This is a genomic window from Streptomyces sp. MK37H (assembly GCF_018035285.1).
Lineage (GTDB): Bacteria > Actinomycetota > Actinomycetes > Streptomycetales > Streptomycetaceae > Streptomyces > Streptomyces endocoffeicus.
Map to the genome: position 1 here is coordinate 1 of NZ_JAAAYH010000036.1, position 22495 is coordinate 22495.

The window sequence follows — 22495 nt, forward strand, 5'->3', positions numbered from 1 at the left end:
CAAGCCGCTGCTCGGCCCGCTCATCGTGCTGCTCCTCGCCTCGCTGTTCTTCAGCGTGTGGGTGGGGTCCCGGTTCAGCGATCCGCTCAATATCTCGCTGATCGTCCAGCAGGTGCAGATCATCGGCATGGTCGGCATCGCCCAGACGCTGATCGTGCTGACCGCGGGCATCGATCTGTCGGTCGGGGCCATCACCGTGCTCGCCTCCGTGGTGATGGGCAAGCTGGCGGTGGACCACGGTCTGCCGGTGCCCCTGGCCCTGCTGCTCGGTGTCGTCATCGGCGGAGTCTGCGGCGGGCTCAACGGTGTGCTGGTCACCCGGTTCCGCATTCCGCCGTTCATCGCCACGCTCGGCACCCTCAGCGTCTTCTCCGCCCTCACCCTCTTCTACTCGCGGAGCGAGACGATCCGGGCCCAGGATGTGCCGCCCCTGCTGAGCTGGCCGGGCCGCTCCATCAATGTCCTGGGCACCGATGTCACCTACAGCTCGCTGATGATGATCGGCTGCTTCGCCGCCGTGGCGTATCTGCTGCGGGGCACCGCGTGGGGCGCCCATCTGCACGCGGTGGGCGACAACCGCGAGGGGGCCCGCCTCAGCGGGATCCGCACCGGGCGGGTGCTGCTCAGTGTGTATGTGGTGGCGGGGCTGATCTGCGGTATCGCCGCGTGGTTCCTCATCGGGCGGATCGGCTCGGTCAGCCCGCAGGCCGGTGAGAACCTCAACCTCCAGTCCATCACCGCCGTAGTCATCGGCGGCACCAGCCTCTTCGGCGGCCGTGGCCATGTCCTCGGCACCCTGCTGGGCTCCCTCATCGTGGGCGTGTTCAGCAGCGGACTCGCCCTGTCCGGAGTGGACGCCCTGTGGCAGGTCTTCACCGTGGGCGTCCTGGTGATCGTGGCCGTCGCCGCCGACCAGTGGATCCGGAAGGTGGCGGCATGAATCCCCGGAGCAATCCCCGGAGCAATCCCCGGAACACAACCACCGACGTACTCGCCCTCCAGGCGCGCGGCCTGGTCAAGCGCTACGGACATGTCACCGCCCTCGGCGGGGCCGATGTGGAACTGCGCGCCGGCGAGGTCCTCGCCGTCATCGGCGACAACGGCGCCGGCAAGTCGACGCTCATCAAGTGCCTCTCCGGGGCGGAGGTCCCCGACGCCGGGGAGATCCGCCTCTTCGGGGAGCCGGTGCGGTTCCGCAACCCCCTGGACGCGCGGGACCACGGCCTGGAGACCGTCTACCAGAACCTGGCCGTCGCGCCCTCCCGGGACATTCCCGCCAACCTCTTCCTCGGCCGTGAGCGCCGCAGGTCCGGCCCGCTCGGCAGCGTCTTCCGGCTGCTGGACAAGAAGGGGATGCGCGAGGAGACCCGGGAACTGCTCACCTCCCTCGGGCTGCTGACCATCCAGAACTTCTCCCAGCCGGTGGAGACGCTCTCCGGCGGGCAGCGCCAGGGCGTCGCCGTGGCACGCGCCGCCTGCTTCGGCAGCCGGGTGATCATCATGGACGAGCCGACGGCCGCGCTCGGGGTGCGGGAATCGCAGCGGGTACTCGACCTCATCCGGGAGATCCGCGACCGGGGCGTGCCAGTCATCCTGATCAGCCACGACATGCCCCATGTCTTCGACGTCGCCGACCGCATCCACGTCCAGCGGCTGGGCCGGCGCGTCGCACTGGTCCGCACCTCCGACATCTCGATGCCCGACGCCGTCGCCCTGATGACCGGAGCGCTGGACCCCGCGGAGCTCGACGGCAGATCCCCGGCGGGCACCCCATGACCGCACACAGCGACCCCCACCCCCACCCACCGGGAGCACGCATGAACATCACACGGCCCGCCGTGCGCCCCGTGTCCGGCACTCCTCTCACCGGCACCTTCGCCGCCCCGCCGGAGGCCGGACCGGACGATGTGACGCTGTGGTGGCTCGGTCAGGCCGGATTCGCCCTGCGCCACCGCGGCCGGCTGATCCTGATCGACCCGTACCTCTCGGACACCCTCGCCGAGAAGTACCGCGGCAAGCTCTTCCCGCACCACCGGATGCACCCCGCCCCGGTGGCGCCGGAGGCCATCCGCGGGGTCGACGCGGTGCTGTGCACCCATGGACACACCGACCACATGGACCCGGGCACCATCCGGGCCCTGCTCCCGCACAACGACCCGCGCTTCGTCGTCCCGCGCGCCGAGCGGGCGCGGGCCCTGGAGCGTGGCGTACCCGCCACCCGCCTGACCGGGACCACCGCGGGTGAGCGCGTGGAACTGGACGGCGGGATCACCGTCGAACCGGTCCCGGCCGCCCATGAACACCTCGAACAGGACGAGAACGGAGACCACCGCTTCCTCGGCTATGTGCTCACGGTCGGCGGTGTCCGCGTCTACCACTCCGGCGACTGCGTCCCGTACGACGGGCAGTCCGAGCGCTTGCGCACACTCCGTGCCGACGTGGCGCTGCTGCCCGTGAACGGGCGCGACCGCCACCGCACGGAGAACGGCGTCCCCGGCAACTTCACCGTCCGGGAGGCGGCCGAGCTGTGCGAGGCGGCCGGGATCCCGCACCTGCTCTGCCACCACTTCGGCCTGTTCGACTTCAACACCGTCGACCCGGAGGACACCCGCGACGCACTGCGGCGCCGCGCCACGCCACTGTCCTGGACCGTGCCGCGGGTGGGCGACGCCTACGTCCTCACCCCGGGCGATCCCACCGCGAAAGAGGACCGATGAACCCCACCGAACTCCTCGGCGAACTGCGCCGCGTCCGGGTCGTCCCGGTCGTCACCCTGCCCCATGTACGCCACGCCGACCCGCTCGGCGAGGCGCTGCTCGGGGCGGGACTGCCGGTCGCAGAGATCACCTTCCGCACCCCGGCCGCCCGGGACGGGATCGCCACCCTGCGGGCCCGCCACCCCGGGCTGCTGGTCGGCGCGGGTACGGTCCTGGACCGCACCACCGTGGACCACGCCATCGACGCGGGAGCCCAGTTCGTCGTGGCGCCCGGCTTCAACCCGGACGTCGTGGACCACTGCCTGGAGCGGAAGATCCCCGTCGTCCCCGGCATCAACAGCCCCACCGGTGTCGAGGCGGCCATGGCCAGGGGACTGCCGCTGGTGAAGTACTTCCCGGCCGAGGCCTCGGGCGGACTGCGGCTGCTGGACGCCATGGCGGCTCCGTACGACGGAATGGCGTTCCTGCCCACCGGCGGCCTCACACCGGACAACCTCCCCGACTATCTGAGCCGGCCGCACGTGGCCGCCTGCGGTGGCACCTGGATCGCCAGTACGGCGCTGCTGGCCGAGGGGGAGTACGAGGCCATCGGCCGCAACGCCCGCGGCGCGGTCGAGATCGCCGCCGCGGCCACCTCCTGAAAACCAACCTCCTGAAAACCACTCCGAACGCCCACCCACCACACCCCAAAGGGACAGCATGACCACCACCTACGAACCCGCCCCCGGCACCGCGCTGGAGGGCAAGGTCGCCATCATCACCGGTGGCGCCTCCGGTATCGGCGAGGCCGTCGGCCGGATCTTCGCGGCCAACCGGGCCAAGGTCCTCCTGGTCGACATCGACGGCAAGCGGCTCCAGCAGGTCGTCGGCTCCATCCAGTCCCAGGGCGGCACCTGCGTGGGCATCGAGGCCGATGTCACCGAGGAGGAGCAGGTCCAGGACTTCTTCCGGACCGCGATGGAGGAGTGGGGCCAGGTCGATCTCCTCGTCAACAGCGCGGGCCGCGACTCGCTCTCACCCCCGGTGACCGAGGTGACGCTGGAGGAGTGGAACAAGACCATCGGCCCCAATCTGACCGCGGTCTTCCTGTGCTGCCGCGAGGCGTTCCGCATCATGGAGCGGCAGTCCACCGGCGGGCGCGTCATCAATATGGGATCGTCCTCGGCCCGATTGGCATCCGGCCCCGGCCACAGCCCCTACCGCGCCTCCAAGCACGGGATGATGGGATTCAGCAAGAACATTCTCCTTGAGGGCAAGGAGAAGAACATCGGTGTGACGGTGATCAACCCGTCCCACGTCAAGACCCCGATGACCGAGATCATCGACAAGGGCCTGTACGACGGCGACATCCCCGCCTACCTCGACGGCTGGCTGGACGACAAGGAGCTCGCCGAGGGCATCCACGCCAGCTGCATCGACGTCGACAACGTCGCCGAGGTCTCCCTCTACGTGGCCACGCGCACGCCCGACGTCACCATCCCCCAGATCGCGCTCTACCCGACGCACAAGGCACACCGCTACGGCATGGAAGTCTGAGGCGGACCAAGCGATGAAGGCAGCAGTACTGCAATCCGAGGGCGTCCTCACCCTCACCGACATCCCCGCCCCCGCTCCCGTGGGCGACCGCTCCGTCCTCGTCCGCGTCGGCGGTGTGGGCGTATGCGGCTCGGACGTGCTGAGGTTCGGCCGCGGCAAGGCGTATCACTATCCACTCGTCCTGGGCCATGAGTTCTCCGCCGTGGTCGAGGAGGCGCCGGAGGGAAGCCGCTTCCGCCCCGGGGACCGCGCCGCGGTCTTCCCCCTCCTGCCCGACCCGGCGGATCCGATGACCCAGATCGGCGAGTACGCCGTCGGCTCCGGCTACGACTACTACGGGTCGCGGCGCGACGGTGCCATGGCCGAGTTCCTCCATGTGCCCGAGGCCAACCTGGTGCCGGTGGCGCGGGATGTGCCGCTGGTGCACGCCGCCATGGTGGAGCCGGCCGCGGTCGCCCTGCACGCCATGCTGAAGTTCCAGCTGCCCGCCCACGCCACCGCGCTGGTGATCGGGGCGGGGCCCATCGGGGCGCTGGCCGCCCAGTGGCTGCGCATCCTGGGCGCCAGCGAGGTGTACGTGGCCGATGTCGACGAGCGCAAGCGCGCCGTCATGGCGGACCTCGGCTTCCCGGTCATCGACGCGTCCGCCGGGGACACGGTGGACACGGTCCGGGAGCTGACCGGCGGCCGGGGCGTGGACTGCGCGGTGGAGGCGAGCGGTCTGCCCGCCACCCTCGTCCAGGCCATCACCGCGGCGGCCCCGCTCGGCCAGGTCATGCTCCTGGGCGACATCTCCGGTGACCTGACCCTGCCGCGCTCCCTCGTCTCCTCGATCCTCCGCCGTGAGCTGCGCGTCTACGGCACCTGGAACTCCAGGATCACCCCGTCCGGGCGCAGCGAATGGGACATGGTGGTCCACCACCTGGGCCGCGATCTGAAGGTGGCGCCACTCATCAGCCACACCCCGAGCCTGGAGGAGGCACCGGCGATGTTCGCCGACATGCTGGAGCGCCGCACCTGGTACAACAAGGTCGTCTTCGCGGTCGCCGACCAGGCCCAGGCCGAGCTCATCCGGCCCGGTGTCGTCGGAGGTGCGTCATGAGGGCCGCCGTTCTGCGCCGGCCCGGGGAGCTGGCGGTCGAGGACGTGCCCGAGCCCACCGTCGTCGGCGACGACCTGCTGGTGCGGGTCCGGGCGGCCTCCATCTGCGGCACCGACCTGCGCATCTTCAAGCACGGCCACTTCAAGATCCCGGACGGGCAGCGCCGGGTGCTGGGCCACGAGGTGGCGGGGGACGTGGTGGCGGCCGGGCCGCGGGTGGCCGCGTTCCACCCGGGCACGCGGGTCACCGTCACCCCGAACGTGGGCTGTGGCCGCTGCGACATGTGCCGCCACGGCTACAACAACATGTGCCCGGACTACGAGGCGTTCGGCATCAGCATCGACGGCGGCTTCCAGGAGCTGCTGCGGGTGCCCGGCTTCGCCCTCCAGCGCGGCAACGTCTTCGAGATCCCCGATGGCGTCTCGTACGCCGAGGCGGCCCTGGTGGAGCCGTTCTCCTGCTGCTACAGCGGGCAGCGCGGGCTCAGGGTGGGCCCCGAGGACGTCGTGGTCATCACCGGCGCGGGCCCCATCGGCGCGTTCCATGTGCTGCTCGGCAAGCTCGCCGGGGCCCGCAAGGTGATCATCTCCAACCGCAGCCGCCCCCGTCTGGACCTCGCCGCCCGGCTCGGCGCCGATGTGTGCGTCGGGGTCCGCGAACAGGATCTGGCCGAGGTGGTGCGCGAGCACACCGGCGGCCGGGGCGCGGACGTGGTCATCACGGCCGTGTCCGATCCCCAGGTGCAGGCGCAGGCGGCGGAGCTGCTCGCCCCGCACGGCCGGCTCAACTACTTCGCCGGCCTCGGCGCCGCGCGGACCATTCCGCTCGACACCAACGCCGTGCACTACAAGGGCCTCACCCTGACCGGGACGACCGGCTCCACCAACGGCGACTACGGCCGTTGTCTGCGGCTGGTCGGCGAGCGCCGCGTCGATCTGTCACCACTGGTCAGTGAGGTGTTCCCACTGGAGAAGATCCACGATGCCTTCGGCTACGCGGCCTCCGGGGCCGGAATGAAGGCCATGGTCGCGTGTCACGGCGACCCCCACGCCACCACATCGGGCCCCGCGGTCCCGGCGGAAGACAGGTGACATCCATGACCCACCGCTATGTCATGGCCTTCGACGCCGGCACCACCAGCATCCGGGCCATCCTCTTCGACAAGGCGGGCGACATCGCCGCGGTCGCCAGCCAGGAGTTCCCCCAGATCTATCCCCAGCCCGGCTGGGTCGAGCACAATCCGCTCGACATCTGGAACACCCAGGTCACCGTCGCCAAGCAGGTGCTGGCCCAGGCCGAGTGCGGCTCCGAGGACATCGCCGCCATAGGCGTCACCAACCAGCGCGAGACGGTGGTGGTCTGGGACCGCGCCACCGGAGAGCCCGTGCACCACGCCATCGTGTGGCAGGACCGCCGCACCGCGGCGCTGTGCGAGGAGCTCAAGGCCCGCGGCCTGGAGGAGTACGTCAAGCGGACCACCGGGCTGATCATCGACGCCTACTTCTCCGCCACCAAGGTGAAGTGGATCCTCGACAACGTGCCCGGCGCACGGCAGCGCGCCGAGCGCGGCGAGCTTGCCTTCGGCACCGTCGACAGCTGGCTGATCTGGAACCTCACCGGCGGCGCCGCACACGTCACCGACTACACCAACGCCTCGCGCACCATGCTGTTCGACATCACCCGGCTGGACTGGGACCAGCGGCTGCTCGACGAGCTCGACATCCCCCGCGCGATCCTCCCCGACGTGCGCCCCACCAGCGAGGTCTACGGCCACACCGAGGAGTCGGTGCTGCTCGGCGCCCGGATCCCGGTCGCCTCGGCCGTCGGCGACCAGCAGGGCGCGCTGTTCGGCCAGGCGTGCTTCGACCCGGGCTCGGTGAAGGCCACGTACGGCACCGGAGCCTCGCTGGTCCTCAACACCGGCGACAGCCCCGTCTTCAGCGGCAGCGGCATGCTCACCACCATCGCCTGGGGCGTGGACGGCGGCGTCGAGTACGCCCTGGAAGGGCTGATCTTCGTGGCCGCCGCCTCCATCCAGTGGCTGCGCGACGAGCTCCAGATCGTCTACGACGCGGAGGACACCGAATACGCCGCCCTCAACGTCCCCGACACCAACGGCGTCTATGTCGTACCGGCCTTCGTGGGGCTCGCCGCCCCGTACTGGGACCAGTACGCGCGGGGCGCCATCCTCGGCCTGACCCGCGGCGCCAGCCGCAAGCACGTCATCCGGGCCACGCTGGAGTCCATCGCCTACCAGATCCGCGACGTCATCACCTGTATGGAGGCCGACTCGGGCCTCACCACGCGGGAGATCAAGGTCGACGGCGGGGCCACCGCCAACAACTTCCTCATGCAGTTCCAGGCCGACATCCTCGACGTCCCCGTGCTCCGCCCCACCGTCATCGAGTCCTCGGCCCGTGGCGCGGCCTTCCTCGCCGGGCTCGCCACCGGGTTCTGGAAGGACCGGGACGAGCTGTCCGGCACCTTCCGGCTCGAGCGCCGCTTCGACTGCGCGATGGACCGCGCACGGGCCGACCGGCTCTACGCGGGCTGGCAGAAGGCGGTGGGCTGCGCCCGGGACTGGGAGGAGCACTGACCCGGCCGCCCACCCGGCCCGTATCACCGCACGGCTCCTCGAAGGAGAACTGACATGCCGCGGACGTATCACGCCGCCGCCCGCCCGACGATGTACTTCATCGGCGTCACCACCACCAAGTCCTCCATCATGAAGGTCTTCCCGGCGTGGGCGCGCGAGCTGAACCTCGACGCCGTCATCGAGGGCATCGACCTTCCGCTGGACGACACCCCCGAGCACTACCGGGAAGTGGTCGACTTCATCAAGCACGACCCCCACTCGCTCGGCGCACTGGTCACCACCCACAAGCTCAACCTCTACAAGGCCGCGCACGACCTCTTCGACGGCGTCGGCCACGAAACCGAGCTGCTGGACGAGGTCAGCAGCGTCTCCAAGCGCGGCGACCAGCTGTGGGGCCACGCCATGGACCCCGTCACCAGCGGCCTGGCCCTGGAAGCCATCGTGCCCGACGGCTACTGGTCCCGCTCCGGGGGCGAGCTGCTGCTGCTCGGCGCGGGCGGCTCCTCCCTCGCCCTCACCCTGTACCTCCACAACCGCGAGGCGGCCGGTGGCGACGTCCCCTCCCGCGTCGTGGTCACGGGCCGCCGCGAGGCCCGGCTGCGCGAGATGCGCACCGTCCACGAACGCCTCGGCTTCGCCATCCCCATCGACTATCAGCTCGCCCCCGAGCCGAGCGACAACGACGCACAGCTGCGGACACTCTCCCCCGGCTCCGTCGTGGTCAACGCCACCGGACTCGGCAAGGACCGGCCCGGATCCCCGCTCACCGACGCCGCCCAGTTCCCCGCCGACGCCATCGCCTGGGACTTCAACTACCGCGGCGACCTGGTCTTCCTGGACCAGGCACGGGCCCAGCGGGACGCCTCCGGGCTGCGCGTCGTGGACGGCTGGCTGTACTTCATCCACGGCTGGACCCGTGTCATGGCCGAGGTCTTCCACATCGACATCCCCACCCACGGCCCCGTCTTCGAGCGGCTGTCCCGCATCGCCCGCGACGTCACCAAGGAGCACGCATGAGCACCACCGCCCCCCGCCCCGCCGTCGTCACCGACTTCAGCCTCGTCACCGGACTCTCCCGGACCAAGGAGCCGCTCCAGCGCCGCATGTCCGCCATGGCCGGGATGTACGCCGACCAGGCGGCCGCGGAGCGCCTGGCCGAAGAGGACGTCCTGGTCTACGAGTTCTTCGACATGGGCGTCCCCCAGAGCTCCGGGGAGGTGGCCTACGGCACCAGCATCACCTACCCGGGCAAGGTCGGTGACGAGTACTTCATGACCAAGGGCCACTTCCACTCCGTGCTCGACACCGCCGAGATCTACTACTGCCTGCGCGGCCGGGGCCTGATGATGATGGAGAACCCCGAGGGCGATGTGCAGTGGCAGGAATTCACCCCCGGCCAGGGCGTCTACGTCCCCGGCCGGTACGCCCACCGCTCCATCAACACCTCGCCCGACGAGCCGCTGATCACCTTCTTCGCCTTCCCCGGCCACGCCGGACACGACTACGGCACCATCGAGTCCAAGGGCTTCCGCAAGATCGTGGTGGAGCGCGACGGCGCCCCGGCGGTCGTGGACAACCCGAAGTGGGCGCGGTGACGAACCGGATCGCCGTGACGCCACGCTCGCTGTCCCAGGGCGGCCACCCCGCGCTGGCCGCCCTGGAAGCGGCGGGCTACGACCTGCTGTTCCCCACCCCCGGGCGCCAGCCCACCCGCGAGGAGCAGCTGCGGTTCCTGCCCTCGTGCGTCGGCTATCTCGCCGGGGTCGAGCCGATCACCCGCGAGGTGCTGGCCGCCGCCCCCGGCCTCAAGGTCATCAGCCGCAACGGCGTCGGAGTCGACTCCGTCGACCTGACCGCCGCCGCCGAGCAGGGGGTGGCCGTCGAGACCGCCGCCGGGGCCAACGCCCAGGGCGTCGCCGAACTCGCCATCGCCCTCATGCTCGCCGGGCTGCGCCACATCCCGCCACAGGACGTGGCGCTCAAGGCCGGCCGGTGGCAGCGGATCCAGGGCCGTGAGGTGGCGGGGCGCACCCTCGGGGTCGTGGGGTGCGGACAGATCGGCCGCAGGGTGGTCCGGCTCGGCCTCGGGCTCGGCATGTCCGTACGCGCCTTCGACGCGTTCCCCGACCCGGAGTTCACCCCCGCCGGGGACTTCTCGTACACCACGATGGACGATCTGCTCGCCCGCGCGGACGCGGTGACCCTGCACTGTCCGCCCGCGGAGCGGCCACTGATCGACAAGGCCGCCATCGCGGCCATGCGGCCCGGCGCCCATCTGGTCAACACGGCCCGCGCGAGCCTGGTGGACGACGGCGCGGTCCTCGAGGCCCTCGAGGACGGCCGGCTCATCGGGTACGCCACCGATGTGTACGACCAGGAGCCGCCGGAGCCCCAGGAGCTGCTCCACCACCCGCGAGTGATCACCACACCCCATATCGGGGGGTACACCAGGGAGAGTGTGGAGCGCGCCACCCGCGCGGCCGTGGAGAATCTGCTACGGGTACTTACCGTCCCTTCCTGAGACCACGGAGCGAGTCATGGCTGTCCCGGCGGATGAGGCCGGCAATGTGCTGCACCTCATCACCAGCAAACTGCCCTACCTACCGGGCGCCCTGCGCCAGATCGGCGAGTATCTGCTGGCCCACCCCCGGCAGGCGCAGTCGATGACCATTTCGCAGCTGGCCTCGGCGTGCGGCGTGGCCGAGTCGACGGTCTCCCGGTTCGTCCGCGAGCTGGGCATGGACAGCTATCACTCGCTCCGCCTCAGCCTCGCCGAGGCCACCTTCGCCACCCGGTCGGCCGCCGCCGGCCGGGACGAGGAGTTCGTCTACGAGGGCATCCTCCGCGGCGACGAGCCCCCCGCCATCGTGGGCAAGATCGAGCGCAGCAGCCGCCAGACGCTGGCCCAGACCGCCAAGCAGGTCAGCGGCGATGCCATCAGCCGGGCCGTCGATCTGCTGCACGAAGCGGACGCGGTGGTGTTCTGCTGCATGGGCTCCTCCAGCATCGCCGCGGAGGAGGGGGTCATGCGGTTCACCCGCGCGGGCAAGAAGTGTCTGCTCTACCGTGACCAGAGCGTGCAGGTCATGCTGGCCACCATCCTGACGCCACGGGATGTGCTCATCGGCATCAGCGACTCCGGCAAGTCCACCGCCATCGTGGACGCCATGCGGCTGGCCCGGCAGACCGGGGCCACCTCCATCGGCATCACCTCAGTCCAGGACAGCCCGCTGGCGGAGCTCAGCGATGTGCCGCTGTTCACCTCCAACGTCGCGGGGGAGGGGCTGTACGGGGAGTCCGTCACCTCGAAGTGGGGCCAGCTGCTGCTGATCGACATCCTCTACGCCACCTACGCGGCACGCCACTTCGACGACACCCTCCAGCACCTCAAGGAGACCTACGAGGCGGGCATCCGCCACTCCCGTTCCCCGGGAAGCCCGCCTGTGGAGAGCTGACCCGGGGCCGGTCACCTGGACACGATGTGCAGGATCGCCGTGCCGTCCTCCCCGGCGGCCATCAGGATCACCACGGCGCCGGGCTGAGCGGCCGGCCGCATGGTGCTCACCCTTCCGCACGAGTTGCTGCTGCCGTGGTCGCGCAGCACGGTGACGCACCCCTGGCCCGGGCCGCTCGCCCCGCCCTGGGAGCGGTTGTTGCCCGACTTCACCGTGTACGTGACCTTGTTCGGTCCGATCTCGTTCACGGTCAGCGTCGCCGGACCGGCCGGGCCCTTGAAGCGGACCGTCACCCGCTCGGACACCGCGATCTCGCAGCTGCCGTCCGAGCAGGCGCCGACGTCACGCCCGTCGGCCGCCGACACCGACGGTTTCGCCGAGGCGCCGAGATCGCCGGACGGGCTGCCCGAGGGCTGTGCGGAACGGGACTCCGACGGGTTCCCACTGTGCGAGGGCGCCCCGTCGGTCGTGTCCGACCCTCCGCAACCGGCCACGGTCAGAGCGGTCAGCACCGCCATCACCGCCGCCGTACGACCTGATCCAGGCTGATGCGCTCGCGCCCCGCGCGTTCCACGTACCGATGTCATGGTGGTCATCATGACCGGTGTCCCGGCGTGCCCGGGTGCGACATTCCGTCGCGGGGCCGGTCAGGGGGGTTGGGGTCCTTCTGACGGATCTCCGCGGCGTCCCGTCAGAAGGACCCTAGTTGGCGGCTGATGATGAGCCGCTGGATCTGGTTGGTGCCCTCGAAGATCTGCATGATCTTGGCTTCGCGCATATAGCGCTCCACGGGGAAGTCGCGGGTGTAGCCGTAGCCGCCGAAGACCTGGACGGCGTCCGTGGTCACCTTCATGGCGGCGTCGGTCGCCGTGAGCTTGGCGACGCTGGCCTGACGGGTGTACGGGCGCCCGTGGTCGCGGCGGCGGGCCGCGTCCAGATAGGTGGCGCGCGCGGAGTCGACCGCGGCGGCCATGTCGGCCAGCAGGAAGCCCAGGCCCTGATGGTCGATGATCCTGCGGCCGAAGGCGGTGCGTTCATGGGCGTAGGCGACCGCGGCGTCCAGGGCGGCCTGGGCGAGCCCGGTGGCGCAGGCGGCGACGCCCAGCCGGCCGGAGTCCAGGGCTTGGAAGGCGATGTGGAGCCCCTGGCCCTCGCCGCCGATGAGCCGGTCGCTGGCGAGGAGGGCGTCGTCCCAGAAGGCGGAGGTGGTGGGGATGGCGTGCAGGCCCATCTTCTCCTCGGGCCGGCCGAAGGTGAGGCCGTCGGTGTGGCCGGGCGCGAAGAAGCAGGAGATGCCGTCGCTGCCGGGGGCGGTGCGGGCGAACAGGGCGTAGAAGTCCGCCTTGCCGCCGTGGGTGATCCACGCCTTGGCGCCGTTGATCCGGTAGCCGTCGGGGGCCTTCTCGGCACGGCAGGTCAGGGCCGCCGCGTCGGACCCGGCCTGGGGCTCGGACAGGCTGTACCCACCGATGAGCCGGCCGCCGAGGATGTCCTCCGCCCAGCGTTCGCGCTGCTCGGTGGTGCCGAACGTGAGCAGGGGGAAGGCGGCGAGGGTGTGGACGCTGGTGGCGATGGCGACGGCGGCCCAGCGCGCGGCCAGCTCCTCCAGCACCTGGAGGTAGACCTCGTAGGGCTGGCCGCCCCCGCCGAACTCCTCCGGGTAGGGCAGGCCCAGCAGCCCGGCGTCGCCCAGCAGGCGGAACAGGCCCTCGGGGTAGGTCTCGGTGCGTTCGTGCTCCTCGACGCGGAGGGCGAGCTCCTTGCCGGCGATCTCGCGGACGAGGTCGAGCAGGTCCTCGGCCTCACGGGTGGGAAGCAGACGGTCGACGGGCATGAGGGGCGCTCCTGTGATGCGGACGGGCGAGGAGAGGGCTTAAGGGCCGGGGTCAGACGGAGACGGCCGCGGGGGCGTCGGCGGTGGCGGTGGTCAGATCGTCCAGAGCCGCGCGGGCCGTGGCGCGGAACTCCTCGACCCGGGCCAGCTTGATGTCCTCGTAGCCGCGGACGGCCTCGACGAGCCGCACCAGATCCTCCACGGCCGCGGCGTTGCCGGGCGTCAGACGGGTGAGGGCGTCGCGGACCAGGCGCGGGTACTCCTCGATCAGCGCCCGCTCCTGGCGGCGGACCTCGGCGTATCCGAAGAGGTCCAGCCGGGTGCCCCGCAGCCGCCGCAGGGCGCGGAGGAGCGAGAAGAGGGCGGGCGCCGTGCGGCGGAGCCGGATCTTGCGCTTCATGCCCAGCGCGCGCAGCGCCGGAGGGTGCAGCAGAACGGAGACGGTGGCATCGGCACCGAACTCCTCCGCGACCCTGGCCCGTTCCACGGTGTCCAGATGCAGCCGGGCCACCTCGTACTCGTCCTTGTAGGCCATGAGCTTGTGCAGCCCCTCGGCGTAGGCGACGGCGATGCGCTCGCCCGCCTCGTCACCGGCCCGCCGCCGGGCCGTCACGGCGACCCGCTCCACCTCGGTGGCGTACCGCTCGGCGTAGGCCTGGTCCTGATAGGCGATCAGATCGGCGGCGCGCAGGGCGATGGTGTCCTGGAGCGCTCCGGGCCCGGCGGCGGTGGCCGCGACGGTGCGCGCCTCGGGTGTGACCTCCAGGACCGGCCGTTCCGGGGCGGCCAGGGCACGCTGTACGGCCTCGGGGTCGAGGGCGGCGGCGCGCCCCCAGCGGAAGGCCGCGAGGTTCTTCTCCACGGCGGCGCCCAGGCGGATCGCGCCCTCGATGGCGTCTTCCGTCAGGGGGATGCAGCCGTGCTGGAAGGCGGCTCCGACGAGGAGCATATTGGTCGGCATGTGATCGCCGAACAGGGCCTCGGCCATGCTCTGCGCGTCGAGGTAGAGGTTGTCCCCGGGGCGGGTGGCCGACTCGATCCGCTCCAGGGCGTCGTCCGGGGAGCCGGGCACGACGACCCGGTTGGTCACCATGGCCGCGGTGGGGACGATGGCGGAGTTGACGACGGCGATGGTGTGGCCGGGGCGGGCGATGCGCAGGTTGGCGTCGGCGGCAGCCCCGAGCAGATCGGAGCCCAGGAGCACGTCCGCGGTCGCGCGGGAGGCGCGCACGGCACCGGTGACCGGAGCGGCCGAGATCCGTACGTCACTCACGACGGGCCCGCCCTTCTGGGCCAGCCCCGTCTGCTCGAGTCCGGCCGCGTAGCGGCCGTCGAGATGGGCGGCCCGCTGCAGGATCTGTGAGACGGTCACGACACCGGTGCCGCCGATGCCGGGCATCCGCAGCAGTGTGCTGTCCCCGGCCACCGCCGGGGTGGGCGCGGTCAGGGCCACGGGCGGCTGGGGGACGGCGCGGGGCCGCTCGCCCTTCGCCTTCTTGGCCGTCTCCGCCTTCGGCTCGACGAGGAGGAAGGAGGGGCAGTCGCCCTTCAGACAGCTGAAGTCGGAGTTGCAGGACGCCTGGTGGATCCGGGTCTTGCGGCCGAAGGTGGTGTCCACGGGCTGCACCGACAGACATGTGGACACATCCCCGCAGTCGCCGCAGCCCTCGCAGACCCGCTCGTTGATGACCACCTTCTCGGCGGGGGTGGGCAGCTGACCGCGCTTGCGCAGTCGGCGCTCCTCCGCGGCGCAGCGGTCGTCATGGATGAGCACGGTCACGCCGTCGATGGCGGCCAGTTCCTTCTCGGCCTCGGGCAGATCGTCGCGGTGGCGCACCGTGGCGATCGGGTCGAGGCGTACGCCGCGGTAGTCGGCCGGCGCCGCGGTGGTCACCACGACCTTCCGTACGCCCTCCAGGGCGAGCCAGCGGGTCAGCGCCGGGACGTCCAGCCGCCCCTCTGGCCGCTGACCACCTGTCATCGCGACGGCGTCGTTGTAGAGGAGCTTGTACGTCATGGTCACGCCCGCGGCCACCGCCGCGCGGATGGCGAGGGAGCCGGAGTGGTGGAAGGTGCCGTCACCGAGGTTCTGCACGAAGTGCCGGTCGTCGGTGAACGGGGCCAGGCCGATCCACTGGGCGCCTTCGCCGCCCATCTGGGTCAGCCCGATCTGATGGCCGCGGCCCGCGCCATCGAGGGCGATCATGGCGTGGCAGCCGATGCCCGCGCCGACGAGGGTGTCATCGGCGGTGCGGGTGGAGGTGTTGTGCGGGCAGCCGGAGCAGAAGTAGGGCGTGCGCGCCGACACGGTGGGCAGCGCGATCCGGGGCGCGGGCGGCGGTGCCAGCGAGGCCAGCCGGGCGGTCGCGGTCCGCGGCAGCCGGTCCTGGCCGATGCGCTGGGCCAGGGCCTTGGCCACGTCCTCGGCGCCGAGGGTGCCCCGGGCGGTGAGCAGCGGCCGGCCGTTCTCGCCGTGGCGGCCGACCACCACGGGCGCGTCGGCGCTGCCGTACAGGGCGGCCTTGAGGTGCCCTTCGAGGAAGGGCACCTTGTCCTCGACGACCAGGACCTGGTCCAGATCGCCGGTCATGGCCACCAGGTCCTCGTCGCAGAGGGGGAACGGCATCGCCAGCCGGATCAGCCGGACACCGAGCGCCTCCATGTCCGCCTCGCCGATGCCGAGGTCGGCCAGGGCGCGCCGCACCACGGCGTACGAGGTGCCGGAGGCCACCACGCCCAAGGTGGCGTGCGCGGAGCCGAAGGTGATGCGGTTCAGCCCGGCCTCGCGGGCGTAGGCGCGCGCCAGGTCCAGCCGGCGGGTGAGCATGTCGTGCTCGGCGTCCAGGGACGCGGGGCCCACGAGGATGGGCGGCGCGCCGCGCGGGGCGGCGGGCGGGGCGGGGATATCGGGCCGGAGCGTGTCGAGGTCGACGACCGCCGAGGCGTCCGCGATATCCGCGACGATCTTCAGCCCGGCCCAGAGGCCGGTGGCGCGGGAAAGGGCCACGGCGTGCAGTCCGAATTCGAGGATCTCGGATACGGAGCCGGGCGCGAGCAGGGGCATGGCCAGGCTCTGGCACATCGGTTCGCAGGAGCTGGGCACGGTCGAGGACTTGGCTCCGGGGTCGTCGCCGATCCAGGCCACCGCGCCGCCCAGCGCCGCCGTACCGGCCACCGTCCCGTGCCGCATCGCGTCGGCCGCGCGGTCAAGACCGGGGTTCTTGCCGTACCAGAACCCGGTCACCGCCTCGTGGCGGCGTCCGGGCACCTGCCCCAGCAGCTGCGTCCCGGCCACGGCGGTGGCGGCCAGCTCCTCGTTGAGGCCCGGCCGGAACACCACACCGGCGGGGTCGAGGAAGCGGCGTGCCCGGTCCAGCTCCAGATCGACCCCGCCCAGCGGTGATCCCGGATAGCCGGAGACGAACGCGCGGGTGTCCAGGCCGCGCGCCTCGTCCAGCCGGCGCTGTTCGAGGGTGAGCCGGACCAGGGCCTGGATGCCGGAGATCAGCACGCGGCCGCTGCGGGCCGTGTAGGGGTCATCGAGCGAAACCGCGGCGGGGTCGGTGCTCACGTGAGCCTCCTCGGCGTATCTGGGGTCCGGCCCAAGGACAGCAACACCCACCGGAGGAGCACAAGTAACTTGCGGCCGATCCGGGAGAAGACGCAAACTGCCGGGGGAATTCGCGGGGCCGACTAAAAGAGTTTGCGTGCGCGGTGCGGGTCGCGCGGGTGCGCGCGGCGCGCGGAGTGGAGGGCCGATGCCCGAGTTCGACGATGTGGACCGGCAGTTGCTGCGCATGCTGCGCGAGGACGGGCGGCGCACCTTCTCCGAGATGGCGCCCGAGGTGGGATTGTCGGTGGCCGCGGTCAAGCGCCGGGTGGACCGGCTCAAGGACACCGGGGTGATCAAGGGCTTCACGGTGCAGATCGACCACACCAAGCTCGGCTGGGGCATCGAGGCATTCGTGGAGCTGTCCTACACCGGTACGACACCGGTCGGGGAGATCGTCCGCACCTGCTACACGGTTCCCGAGGTGCAGGCCGTCTTCACCATCGCCGGAGACCCCGACGCCCTGGTCCACGTCCGGGTGCGGGACATCGAGCATCTGCAGCAGGTCATCGACGGTCTGCGCCGCGTCGGCCTGGTCACCGGAACCAAGACGCTGATGGTGCTGGGCTCGTGGACACGCCACGCCTGACCTACGGGGTGTCCTGCGGACCACGCGGCGGAGCCCCGCACGCGGCGGAGCCGCATATCGTCCGGTGCCGGGAAGGGGCGGGGCGGGGAGCGGCCCGCCGCGGGCGTCAAGATCCGTCGGACACCCTGGCCGGCTAGGGGCGCCCGGAGTCCTCGGGGCTCTCTTCGCCTGCTTCCGCGGCGAGGTTCTTCTCGACCTTCATGAGGATCCTGGCGAAGGCCTCGCGCTCCCCGTCGTCGAGCCCGTCCAGGATGTGCTCCTCCAGCCGCGCCCAGGCCTCCGCGACCTTGGGCCGCAGGGCGTAGCTCTGCTCCGAGGCCCGGACGAGCATGACGCGCCGGTCCTGGGGATCGCGGGCGCGGGTGACATGCCCGCCCTGCTCCAGCCGCCGCAGCATCAGGGTCACGGTCGACGGGTCCAGGTCGAGCGCCCTCGCCAGCTCCGACTGCCGGACCGACCCCGCGTCCCACAGGGTCATCATCAGGAATTCCTGGCCGGAGCAGAGGCCGGTCGGGCGCAGCAGCCTGCCCCCGGCGAGGCGGTGCAGGCGGGACACCCGCGCCAGGGTCTGACTGACGTGGCCGCCGTATCCGGCCTCCGCCGCGCCGGTGGGCTCGGTCTCCGTCGCGTCGATGTGCTCGTCCTCCGTCGCGCCGGTGTGCGGGAGCTCTGTGGTCATGGTGGCAAGGCTATCGTGGCCGACCAATCATTGGCCACCCAATGAATGGGTTATGGTGGCTTCGCCGCGAGATCGTTGGTCGACCAATGACCTCGTTGCCGACTGTCATGCCCCATCGACCCCGGGAGCCGTTGTGTCCACACCCTTCGATCCGATCGACCTTGCCGGGCTGCGGCTCCGCAACCGCCTGGTCATGCCCGCCATGGGCCGTGCCCGTGCCTTCGGGCCCGGCAATACGGCCACCGACTCCATGGCCACGTACTACGCGCAGCGGGCCACGGCCGGGCTGATCATCACGGAGGGGTCGCAGCCGTCCGTGGTCGGCCAGGGCTTCCCCCACACCCCGGGGCTGCACAGCGCCGAGCAGATCGCCGCATGGCGCCGCGTCACCGACGCGGTGCACGCCGAGGGCGGGGTGGTCTTCGCCCAGATCTCGCACGTCGGCAGGGTCGGCGACCCCGGCCTGCTGCCCGACGGGCTGGTGCAGGTCGCTCCCTCGGCCGTCGCCGCACCCGGCCGGCTGTTCACCGTCGACGGGATGAAGGACTTCACCACCCCACGCGAGCTGAGCTCCCAGGAGGTGTGGGAGACCATCGCGGACTTCGCCCAGGCGGCACGCAACGCCGTCGAGGCGGGGTTCGACGGGGTCGAACTGCACGCCGCCTACGGCTACTTGATCCACCAGTTCCTGGCGCCCAGCTCCAATCTGCGCACCGATGAGTGGGGTGGCTCGATCGAGGGACGGGTCCGGTTCGCGGCCGAGGTGGTCGCGGCCGTGTCGGCGGCCATCGGAGCGCCGCGCACGGGGATACGGATCTCGCCCGGTATCCGTTACAACGGCATCGAGGAGCCCGATCTCGAGGCCACGTACGTCCAGCTGATCCGCCGCCTGAACGAGACCGCCCCCGCCTATCTGCACGTCGTCGAGGACTCCCGCGATCTGACCGGCATCCTCCGCAAGGAGTTCTCCGGAACCCTCATCCTCAACCCCGCGACGGACGGGTCCACCAGCGCGGAGGAGCTGGCGCTCATCGAGGACGGTACGGCCGACATGCTGTCCTTCGGGGCGCTCTTCCTCGCCAACCCCGACCTTCCGGCCCGGCTGCGAACGGGCGGACCGTACAACACACCGGACGAGACGACCTACTACGGCGGCACCGACAAGGGGTACATCGACTACCCGTACCTGAACGCCTGAGGGCCGACCCTCCTGGCCACGGCCGTGGCTATGCTCGATGTGGTGTGAGACGCCTCGGTCGTTGCTGCTGCAGCGGTTCGATCACACCGCGCGCGTGGAGCGGGTGGCGTTGCCCGCCACCGACGACCTGCACCTCGTCCTGACCGGCGCGGGCGACGCGGCCATGGAGACCTGTACCGGTGGGCGCTGGCGGCAGCGGCATTGGACGCCCGGACAGCCGGATATGGCGGTTCCGGGCGTGGCGTCGGTACGCCGCTATCGGTCCGTGGTCCCCCTGCGGACCCTCCAGGTAGCACATTCCACGGGTCACCGTCGCCCATACGGTCGAGCAATTGAGCGGGGAGCGCATCGACTACGAGCGGATGGCCGCCGCGGTGGCCTCGGGGGATCCGCTCGTCGAGCACACCATGCGGTCGTTGGGCGCGGCGGGCGAAGTCGATGACCTGTACGCGGAGTCCGCGGCGACGTTCCTCGCCGTTCACGTGCTGACCTGCGGCGTCCGGCCACCGAAGGCGGGCCGGTCGGGCGCGGCCGGGCCCTGGGTGCACAAGGCCGTGGCGATGATGCGGGACCCGCTGGGCGGCCCCTTGACGGTGGCGGACATGGCGGCCGGCCTGCACCTGACGATGCCGGTGGCCTCACCGCTCCCGCGGGACCGGGAGACCGCCACCCCGGCGGAGGCGCGGATGATCGAACGGCGCGAGCTGCACCTGGCCGACGGCTATGGATTCGGCATCCAGATGGGCACCCGGCCCCAGACCCTCGGCTACGCCCTGGTCGACTCGCCCGCCGGTCTTGCCGCCTGGCTGGGTGAGAAGTTCGCCGCCTACGCCGACACCCGGGCCGAAGCGGGCGGGGGAGTGAGCCTTGACCGGCAGGCCGAGGGCATCGCCCTGTACTGGCTCACCGGGACGGGAGTGTCCAGCGCCCGCTGGTACTGGGAGGCGCTGCGCTGGACACCGCGCAGCGCCGAGGAGGAGAACGCCCTGCCGGTGACCGTGCCCACCGCGTGCACACTGTTCCCGGCCGAGCCATGGCCCACGGCCCGACGCTGGGCCGAGCGGCGCTATACGGATCTGCGCTCCTGGCACGAGATGGAGATCGGCGGCCACTTCCCCGGACTGGAACAACCCCAGACGCTGGTGCGGGAGCTGCGGGACGCCTTCCGGGGTGTGCGGTGACGCAGTGGTGCGCCAAGCCGTTCAGGCCGCGTGCGTCACGGTGAACCGCTCGACGGCGTCCCACAGTTCGCGCTCGCGCCGCGGGTCGTAGGACTCCTCGGACGACCGCGCCACCCGGGCGCGGTCGACGTAGGAGCCGGTCGGTGCCGTGGTCGTGCCCAGCACGACATCCGCGAGGTAGCGGCCCGCCGCGCCGCGGCCGGTGGCGAACGGCGTGAGGGCCATCACCGGCAGCACACGCCGCATGGCGAAGCGGGAGAGCGGACCGGCGTTGCGGGCGAGACCGGTGCCGGGGACGAAACCGGGGTTGTACGCGATGGCGTCGATCCCGGCCGGAAGCCTCCGCGCGTACTCGTGCACGAGGTGGATGGCGGCCAGCTTGCTCGTCGAGTACGCGGTGCGCCCGCCCGCCGTGCTGGACGGCTTGGGGAAGGCGCCCGGGCGGGCCAGGACATCGGGGGAGTTCCAGACGGGGCCGGGCACCATGCCCATGTTGTGCCTGAAGTCCCCGAAGTGGGTGTCGCTGACGGTGATCACGATCCGGGCGGGCGCGGTGAAGTGGTCCTGGAGCACCCGGACGAAGAGGTGATTGGCCAGTACGTTGATGGCGAAGGTGGCCTCGTACCCGTCGGGGGACTCGGTCAGCGCGTTGGTGTACTGCGTCCCCGCGTTGCCCACGAAGCCGCGCAGCGGTGGCAGATCACCGCGCTCCAGCCGGTCACGGATCTCGGTGGCGGCGGAGCGGGCGCTCTGGAGCGAGCCGAGGTCCGCCGGGACGTACGAGACCGTGTGCCCGCCCGTGGCGAGTTCCTCGGCGAGCTGGGCGCCGGAGGACGCGCGGGCCACGACGAGGAGGTGCGCGTCGGGCGACCGGCGCACGATGTGCTCCGCGGCGACGCGTCCGATCCCGCGGCTCGCGCCCGTCATCACGATGGTGTGCTTCGTAGCAGGCATGGAAGGCTCCTTCACTGGTCGGCCGATGGCGCCCGGCCCGGGCGCGGCGGCTCCACGTTCGCCGCCCCCGCCCACGCCGACCAGTGCCGTCCCCGTCACTAGGACTGGCAGTACCCAGGCTCATCCGGCGCCGCGCGGCGAGAATGAACCCATGGCTTCCTCCCGCTCCGACTTCGCCGCGCTCCTGCGCGCCTGGCGCGACCGCCTCGCCCCGGCCGACGCCGGCTTCGCCCCGAAGGCGAGCCGTCGCGCCCCGGGGCTGCGCCGCGAGGAGCTCGCCGAGCTGGCCGGGCTCTCCGTCGACTACATCCTGCGCCTGGAGCAGGGACGCGCGAAGCACCCCTCGGACCAGGTCGTCGGCGTCCTCGCCCGCGCCCTCCAGCTGTCCCGCGCCGAACGCGACCAGCTGTACCGGAGCGCCGGGTTGCTGCCGCCGCGGGACGGGACGGTCAGCGCCCACGTACCCCCGGGCATCCAACGGCTCGCGGCGCGTCTGGGCGACGTCCCGATCGGGGTGTTCACCGCCGACTGGACCCTGGTGTGGTGGAACGCCATGTGGAGCGCCCTGCACGGCGACCCCACCGTCCTCCCGGCCGCCGAACGCAACCTGGCCCGCGCCCTGTTCGGCACCGGTGCCGCCCGCGCATCGGTGCTCCGCGTCCGCCCCGAGCGCGGACACGACGCCTTCGAAACCTCGATCGTGGCCGACCTCAAGGACGCCGTCTCCCGCTATCCCTCCGACACCCGGCTCGCCCGCCTGGTGCGGGAACTACGGGCGGAGTCCGAGGCCTTCGCCCATCACTGGGCCACCCGGGCGACCGCCGCCCAGCACACCGCCGACCGCAAGAGGATCCGGCATCCGGAGATCGGCGACATCCTGCTCGACTGCGATGTGCTCATCGTCCCCGGCGCGGATCTGCGCATGGTCACCTACACGGCGGCGACCGGAAGCAGCGACGCGGGCAAGCTGGACCTGCTGCGCGTCACCGGCACCCACACCGCCATGCCCCGCTCGTGACCGGTCCTGTTACGGCGGCGTGGGGT

21 protein-coding genes are annotated in these 22495 nt (G+C 71.5%); 16 read left to right on the forward strand and 5 right to left on the reverse strand.

Going from position 1 to position 22495, the window contains the following annotated elements; all coding sequences use genetic code 11:
• The 12 genes from GWI24_RS08340 to GWI24_RS08395 form a co-directional block, all read left to right on the forward strand.
• Positions 1–940, forward strand: a 940-nt coding sequence (locus tag GWI24_RS08340; RefSeq protein ID WP_210945247.1) for an ABC transporter permease, incomplete at its 5' end; no start/stop codon positions are given.
• Positions 937–1776 (forward strand): ATP-binding cassette domain-containing protein, encoded by an 840-nt coding sequence (locus GWI24_RS08345; protein WP_210945248.1) that lies wholly within the window; start codon positions 937–939, stop codon positions 1774–1776. The genes GWI24_RS08340 and GWI24_RS08345, both read left to right, overlap by 4 nt.
• Positions 1777–1817: 41 nt before the next feature.
• Positions 1818–2717 (forward strand): MBL fold metallo-hydrolase, encoded by a 900-nt coding sequence (locus GWI24_RS08350; RefSeq protein WP_210945249.1) that lies wholly within the window; start codon positions 1818–1820, stop codon positions 2715–2717.
• On the forward strand, positions 2714–3358 hold the full coding sequence (gene eda / locus GWI24_RS08355; protein ID WP_210945250.1) for a bifunctional 4-hydroxy-2-oxoglutarate aldolase/2-dehydro-3-deoxy-phosphogluconate aldolase: 645 nt from the start codon (positions 2714–2716) through the stop codon (positions 3356–3358). Before GWI24_RS08350 ends, eda begins: the two co-directional genes overlap by 4 nt.
• Positions 3359–3416: 58 nt before the next feature.
• On the forward strand, positions 3417–4253 hold the full coding sequence (locus tag GWI24_RS08360) for an SDR family oxidoreductase (protein WP_210945251.1): 837 nt from the start codon (positions 3417–3419) through the stop codon (positions 4251–4253).
• Between the two features lie 13 nt (positions 4254–4266).
• Positions 4267–5355 (forward strand): galactitol-1-phosphate 5-dehydrogenase, encoded by a 1089-nt coding sequence (locus tag GWI24_RS08365; protein WP_210945252.1) that lies wholly within the window; start codon positions 4267–4269, stop codon positions 5353–5355.
• Positions 5352–6446, forward strand: coding sequence for a zinc-dependent dehydrogenase (locus GWI24_RS08370; protein ID WP_210945253.1), 1095 nt, complete (start codon positions 5352–5354; stop codon positions 6444–6446). Before GWI24_RS08365 ends, GWI24_RS08370 begins: the two co-directional genes overlap by 4 nt.
• Before the next feature lie 5 nt (positions 6447–6451).
• A complete protein-coding gene (gene glpK, locus GWI24_RS08375) occupies positions 6452–7951 on the forward strand; it encodes a glycerol kinase GlpK (protein WP_210945273.1) in 1500 nt (499 codons plus the stop codon).
• Positions 7952–8005: 54 nt separating this feature from the next.
• The gene (locus GWI24_RS08380) at positions 8006–8968 is read left to right on the forward strand and encodes a shikimate dehydrogenase (protein WP_210945254.1); all 963 of its coding nucleotides are present in this window, start codon (positions 8006–8008) and stop codon (positions 8966–8968) included.
• Complete coding sequence (locus tag GWI24_RS08385) at positions 8965–9546, forward strand: glucose-6-phosphate isomerase (RefSeq protein WP_210945255.1); 582 nt, start codon at positions 8965–8967, stop codon at positions 9544–9546. Before GWI24_RS08380 ends, GWI24_RS08385 begins: the two co-directional genes overlap by 4 nt.
• The gene (locus GWI24_RS08390) at positions 9543–10472 is read left to right on the forward strand and encodes a phosphoglycerate dehydrogenase (protein WP_210945256.1); all 930 of its coding nucleotides are present in this window, start codon (positions 9543–9545) and stop codon (positions 10470–10472) included. Before GWI24_RS08385 ends, GWI24_RS08390 begins: the two co-directional genes overlap by 4 nt.
• A gap of 16 nt (positions 10473–10488) precedes the next feature.
• The gene (locus GWI24_RS08395) at positions 10489–11406 is read left to right on the forward strand and encodes a MurR/RpiR family transcriptional regulator (protein ID WP_210945257.1); all 918 of its coding nucleotides are present in this window, start codon (positions 10489–10491) and stop codon (positions 11404–11406) included.
• 11 nt (positions 11407–11417) lie between these two features.
• On the opposite strand, the gene GWI24_RS08400 is transcribed toward GWI24_RS08395, so the two are convergent.
• The 3 genes from GWI24_RS08400 to GWI24_RS08410 all read right to left on the reverse strand — a co-directional run bounded on the left by GWI24_RS08400 (position 11418) and on the right by GWI24_RS08410 (position 16811).
• A complete protein-coding gene (locus tag GWI24_RS08400; protein ID WP_210945258.1) occupies positions 11418–11924 on the reverse strand; it encodes a hypothetical protein in 507 nt (168 codons plus the stop codon).
• A gap of 173 nt (positions 11925–12097) precedes the next feature.
• The gene (locus GWI24_RS08405; protein ID WP_210945259.1) at positions 12098–13240 is read right to left on the reverse strand and encodes an acyl-CoA dehydrogenase family protein; all 1143 of its coding nucleotides are present in this window, start codon (positions 13238–13240) and stop codon (positions 12098–12100) included.
• Between the two features lie 52 nt (positions 13241–13292).
• Entirely contained in the window at positions 13293–16811 is a 3519-nt protein-coding gene (locus GWI24_RS08410) for an indolepyruvate ferredoxin oxidoreductase family protein (protein WP_308343573.1), read from the reverse strand.
• A gap of 187 nt (positions 16812–16998) precedes the next feature.
• Between GWI24_RS08410 and GWI24_RS08415 the strand changes: the two genes are divergently transcribed.
• Positions 16999–17439 (forward strand): Lrp/AsnC family transcriptional regulator, encoded by a 441-nt coding sequence (locus GWI24_RS08415; protein ID WP_037961940.1) that lies wholly within the window; start codon positions 16999–17001, stop codon positions 17437–17439.
• Positions 17440–17572: 133 nt separating this feature from the next.
• On the opposite strand, the gene GWI24_RS08420 is transcribed toward GWI24_RS08415, so the two are convergent.
• Positions 17573–18118: a MarR family winged helix-turn-helix transcriptional regulator gene (locus tag GWI24_RS08420; RefSeq protein ID WP_210945261.1), complete on the reverse strand. Its 546-nt coding sequence runs from the start codon at positions 18116–18118 to the stop codon at positions 17573–17575.
• A 133-nt stretch (positions 18119–18251) separates the two neighbouring features.
• On the opposite strand from GWI24_RS08420, the gene GWI24_RS08425 reads away from it, so the two are divergent.
• Positions 18252–19316, forward strand: coding sequence for an alkene reductase (locus tag GWI24_RS08425; protein ID WP_210945262.1), 1065 nt, complete (start codon positions 18252–18254; stop codon positions 19314–19316).
• Positions 19317–19648: 332 nt separating this feature from the next.
• The gene (locus GWI24_RS08430) at positions 19649–20497 is read left to right on the forward strand and encodes an alpha/beta fold hydrolase (protein ID WP_247616071.1); all 849 of its coding nucleotides are present in this window, start codon (positions 19649–19651) and stop codon (positions 20495–20497) included.
• Between the two features lie 21 nt (positions 20498–20518).
• Here the strand turns inward: GWI24_RS08430 and GWI24_RS08435 are convergent, their stop codons facing one another.
• Positions 20519–21451 (reverse strand): SDR family NAD(P)-dependent oxidoreductase, encoded by a 933-nt coding sequence (locus tag GWI24_RS08435; protein WP_210945263.1) that lies wholly within the window; start codon positions 21449–21451, stop codon positions 20519–20521.
• A 151-nt stretch (positions 21452–21602) separates the two neighbouring features.
• On the opposite strand from GWI24_RS08435, the gene GWI24_RS08440 reads away from it, so the two are divergent.
• On the forward strand, positions 21603–22469 hold the full coding sequence (locus GWI24_RS08440) for a helix-turn-helix transcriptional regulator (protein ID WP_210945264.1): 867 nt from the start codon (positions 21603–21605) through the stop codon (positions 22467–22469).
• Positions 22470–22495 lie beyond the last annotated feature (26 nt).

What these genes read in the sequence shown, in the direction of transcription:
- GWI24_RS08345 (WP_210945248.1), top strand. Translation starts at nt 937, where the DNA reads ATGAATCCCCGGAGCAATCCCCGGAGCAATCCCCGGAACACAACCACC.
- GWI24_RS08350 (WP_210945249.1), top strand. Translation starts at nt 1,818, where the DNA reads ATGAACATCACACGGCCCGCCGTGCGCCCCGTGTCCGGCACTCCTCTC.
- eda (WP_210945250.1), top strand. Translation starts at nt 2,714, where the DNA reads ATGAACCCCACCGAACTCCTCGGCGAACTGCGCCGCGTCCGGGTCGTC.
- GWI24_RS08360 (WP_210945251.1), top strand. Translation starts at nt 3,417, where the DNA reads ATGACCACCACCTACGAACCCGCCCCCGGCACCGCGCTGGAGGGCAAG.
- GWI24_RS08365 (WP_210945252.1), top strand. Translation starts at nt 4,267, where the DNA reads ATGAAGGCAGCAGTACTGCAATCCGAGGGCGTCCTCACCCTCACCGAC.
- GWI24_RS08370 (WP_210945253.1), top strand. Translation starts at nt 5,352, where the DNA reads ATGAGGGCCGCCGTTCTGCGCCGGCCCGGGGAGCTGGCGGTCGAGGAC.
- glpK (WP_210945273.1), top strand. Translation starts at nt 6,452, where the DNA reads ATGACCCACCGCTATGTCATGGCCTTCGACGCCGGCACCACCAGCATC.
- GWI24_RS08380 (WP_210945254.1), top strand. Translation starts at nt 8,006, where the DNA reads ATGCCGCGGACGTATCACGCCGCCGCCCGCCCGACGATGTACTTCATC.
- GWI24_RS08385 (WP_210945255.1), top strand. Translation starts at nt 8,965, where the DNA reads ATGAGCACCACCGCCCCCCGCCCCGCCGTCGTCACCGACTTCAGCCTC.
- GWI24_RS08395 (WP_210945257.1), top strand. Translation starts at nt 10,489, where the DNA reads ATGGCTGTCCCGGCGGATGAGGCCGGCAATGTGCTGCACCTCATCACC.
- GWI24_RS08400 (WP_210945258.1), bottom strand. Translation starts at nt 11,924, where the DNA reads ATGGCGGTGCTGACCGCTCTGACCGTGGCCGGTTGCGGAGGGTCGGAC.
- GWI24_RS08405 (WP_210945259.1), bottom strand. Translation starts at nt 13,240, where the DNA reads ATGCCCGTCGACCGTCTGCTTCCCACCCGTGAGGCCGAGGACCTGCTC.
- GWI24_RS08415 (WP_037961940.1), top strand. Translation starts at nt 16,999, where the DNA reads ATGCCCGAGTTCGACGATGTGGACCGGCAGTTGCTGCGCATGCTGCGC.
- GWI24_RS08420 (WP_210945261.1), bottom strand. Translation starts at nt 18,118, where the DNA reads ATGACCACAGAGCTCCCGCACACCGGCGCGACGGAGGACGAGCACATC.
- GWI24_RS08435 (WP_210945263.1), bottom strand. Translation starts at nt 21,451, where the DNA reads ATGCCTGCTACGAAGCACACCATCGTGATGACGGGCGCGAGCCGCGGG.
- GWI24_RS08440 (WP_210945264.1), top strand. Translation starts at nt 21,603, where the DNA reads ATGGCTTCCTCCCGCTCCGACTTCGCCGCGCTCCTGCGCGCCTGGCGC.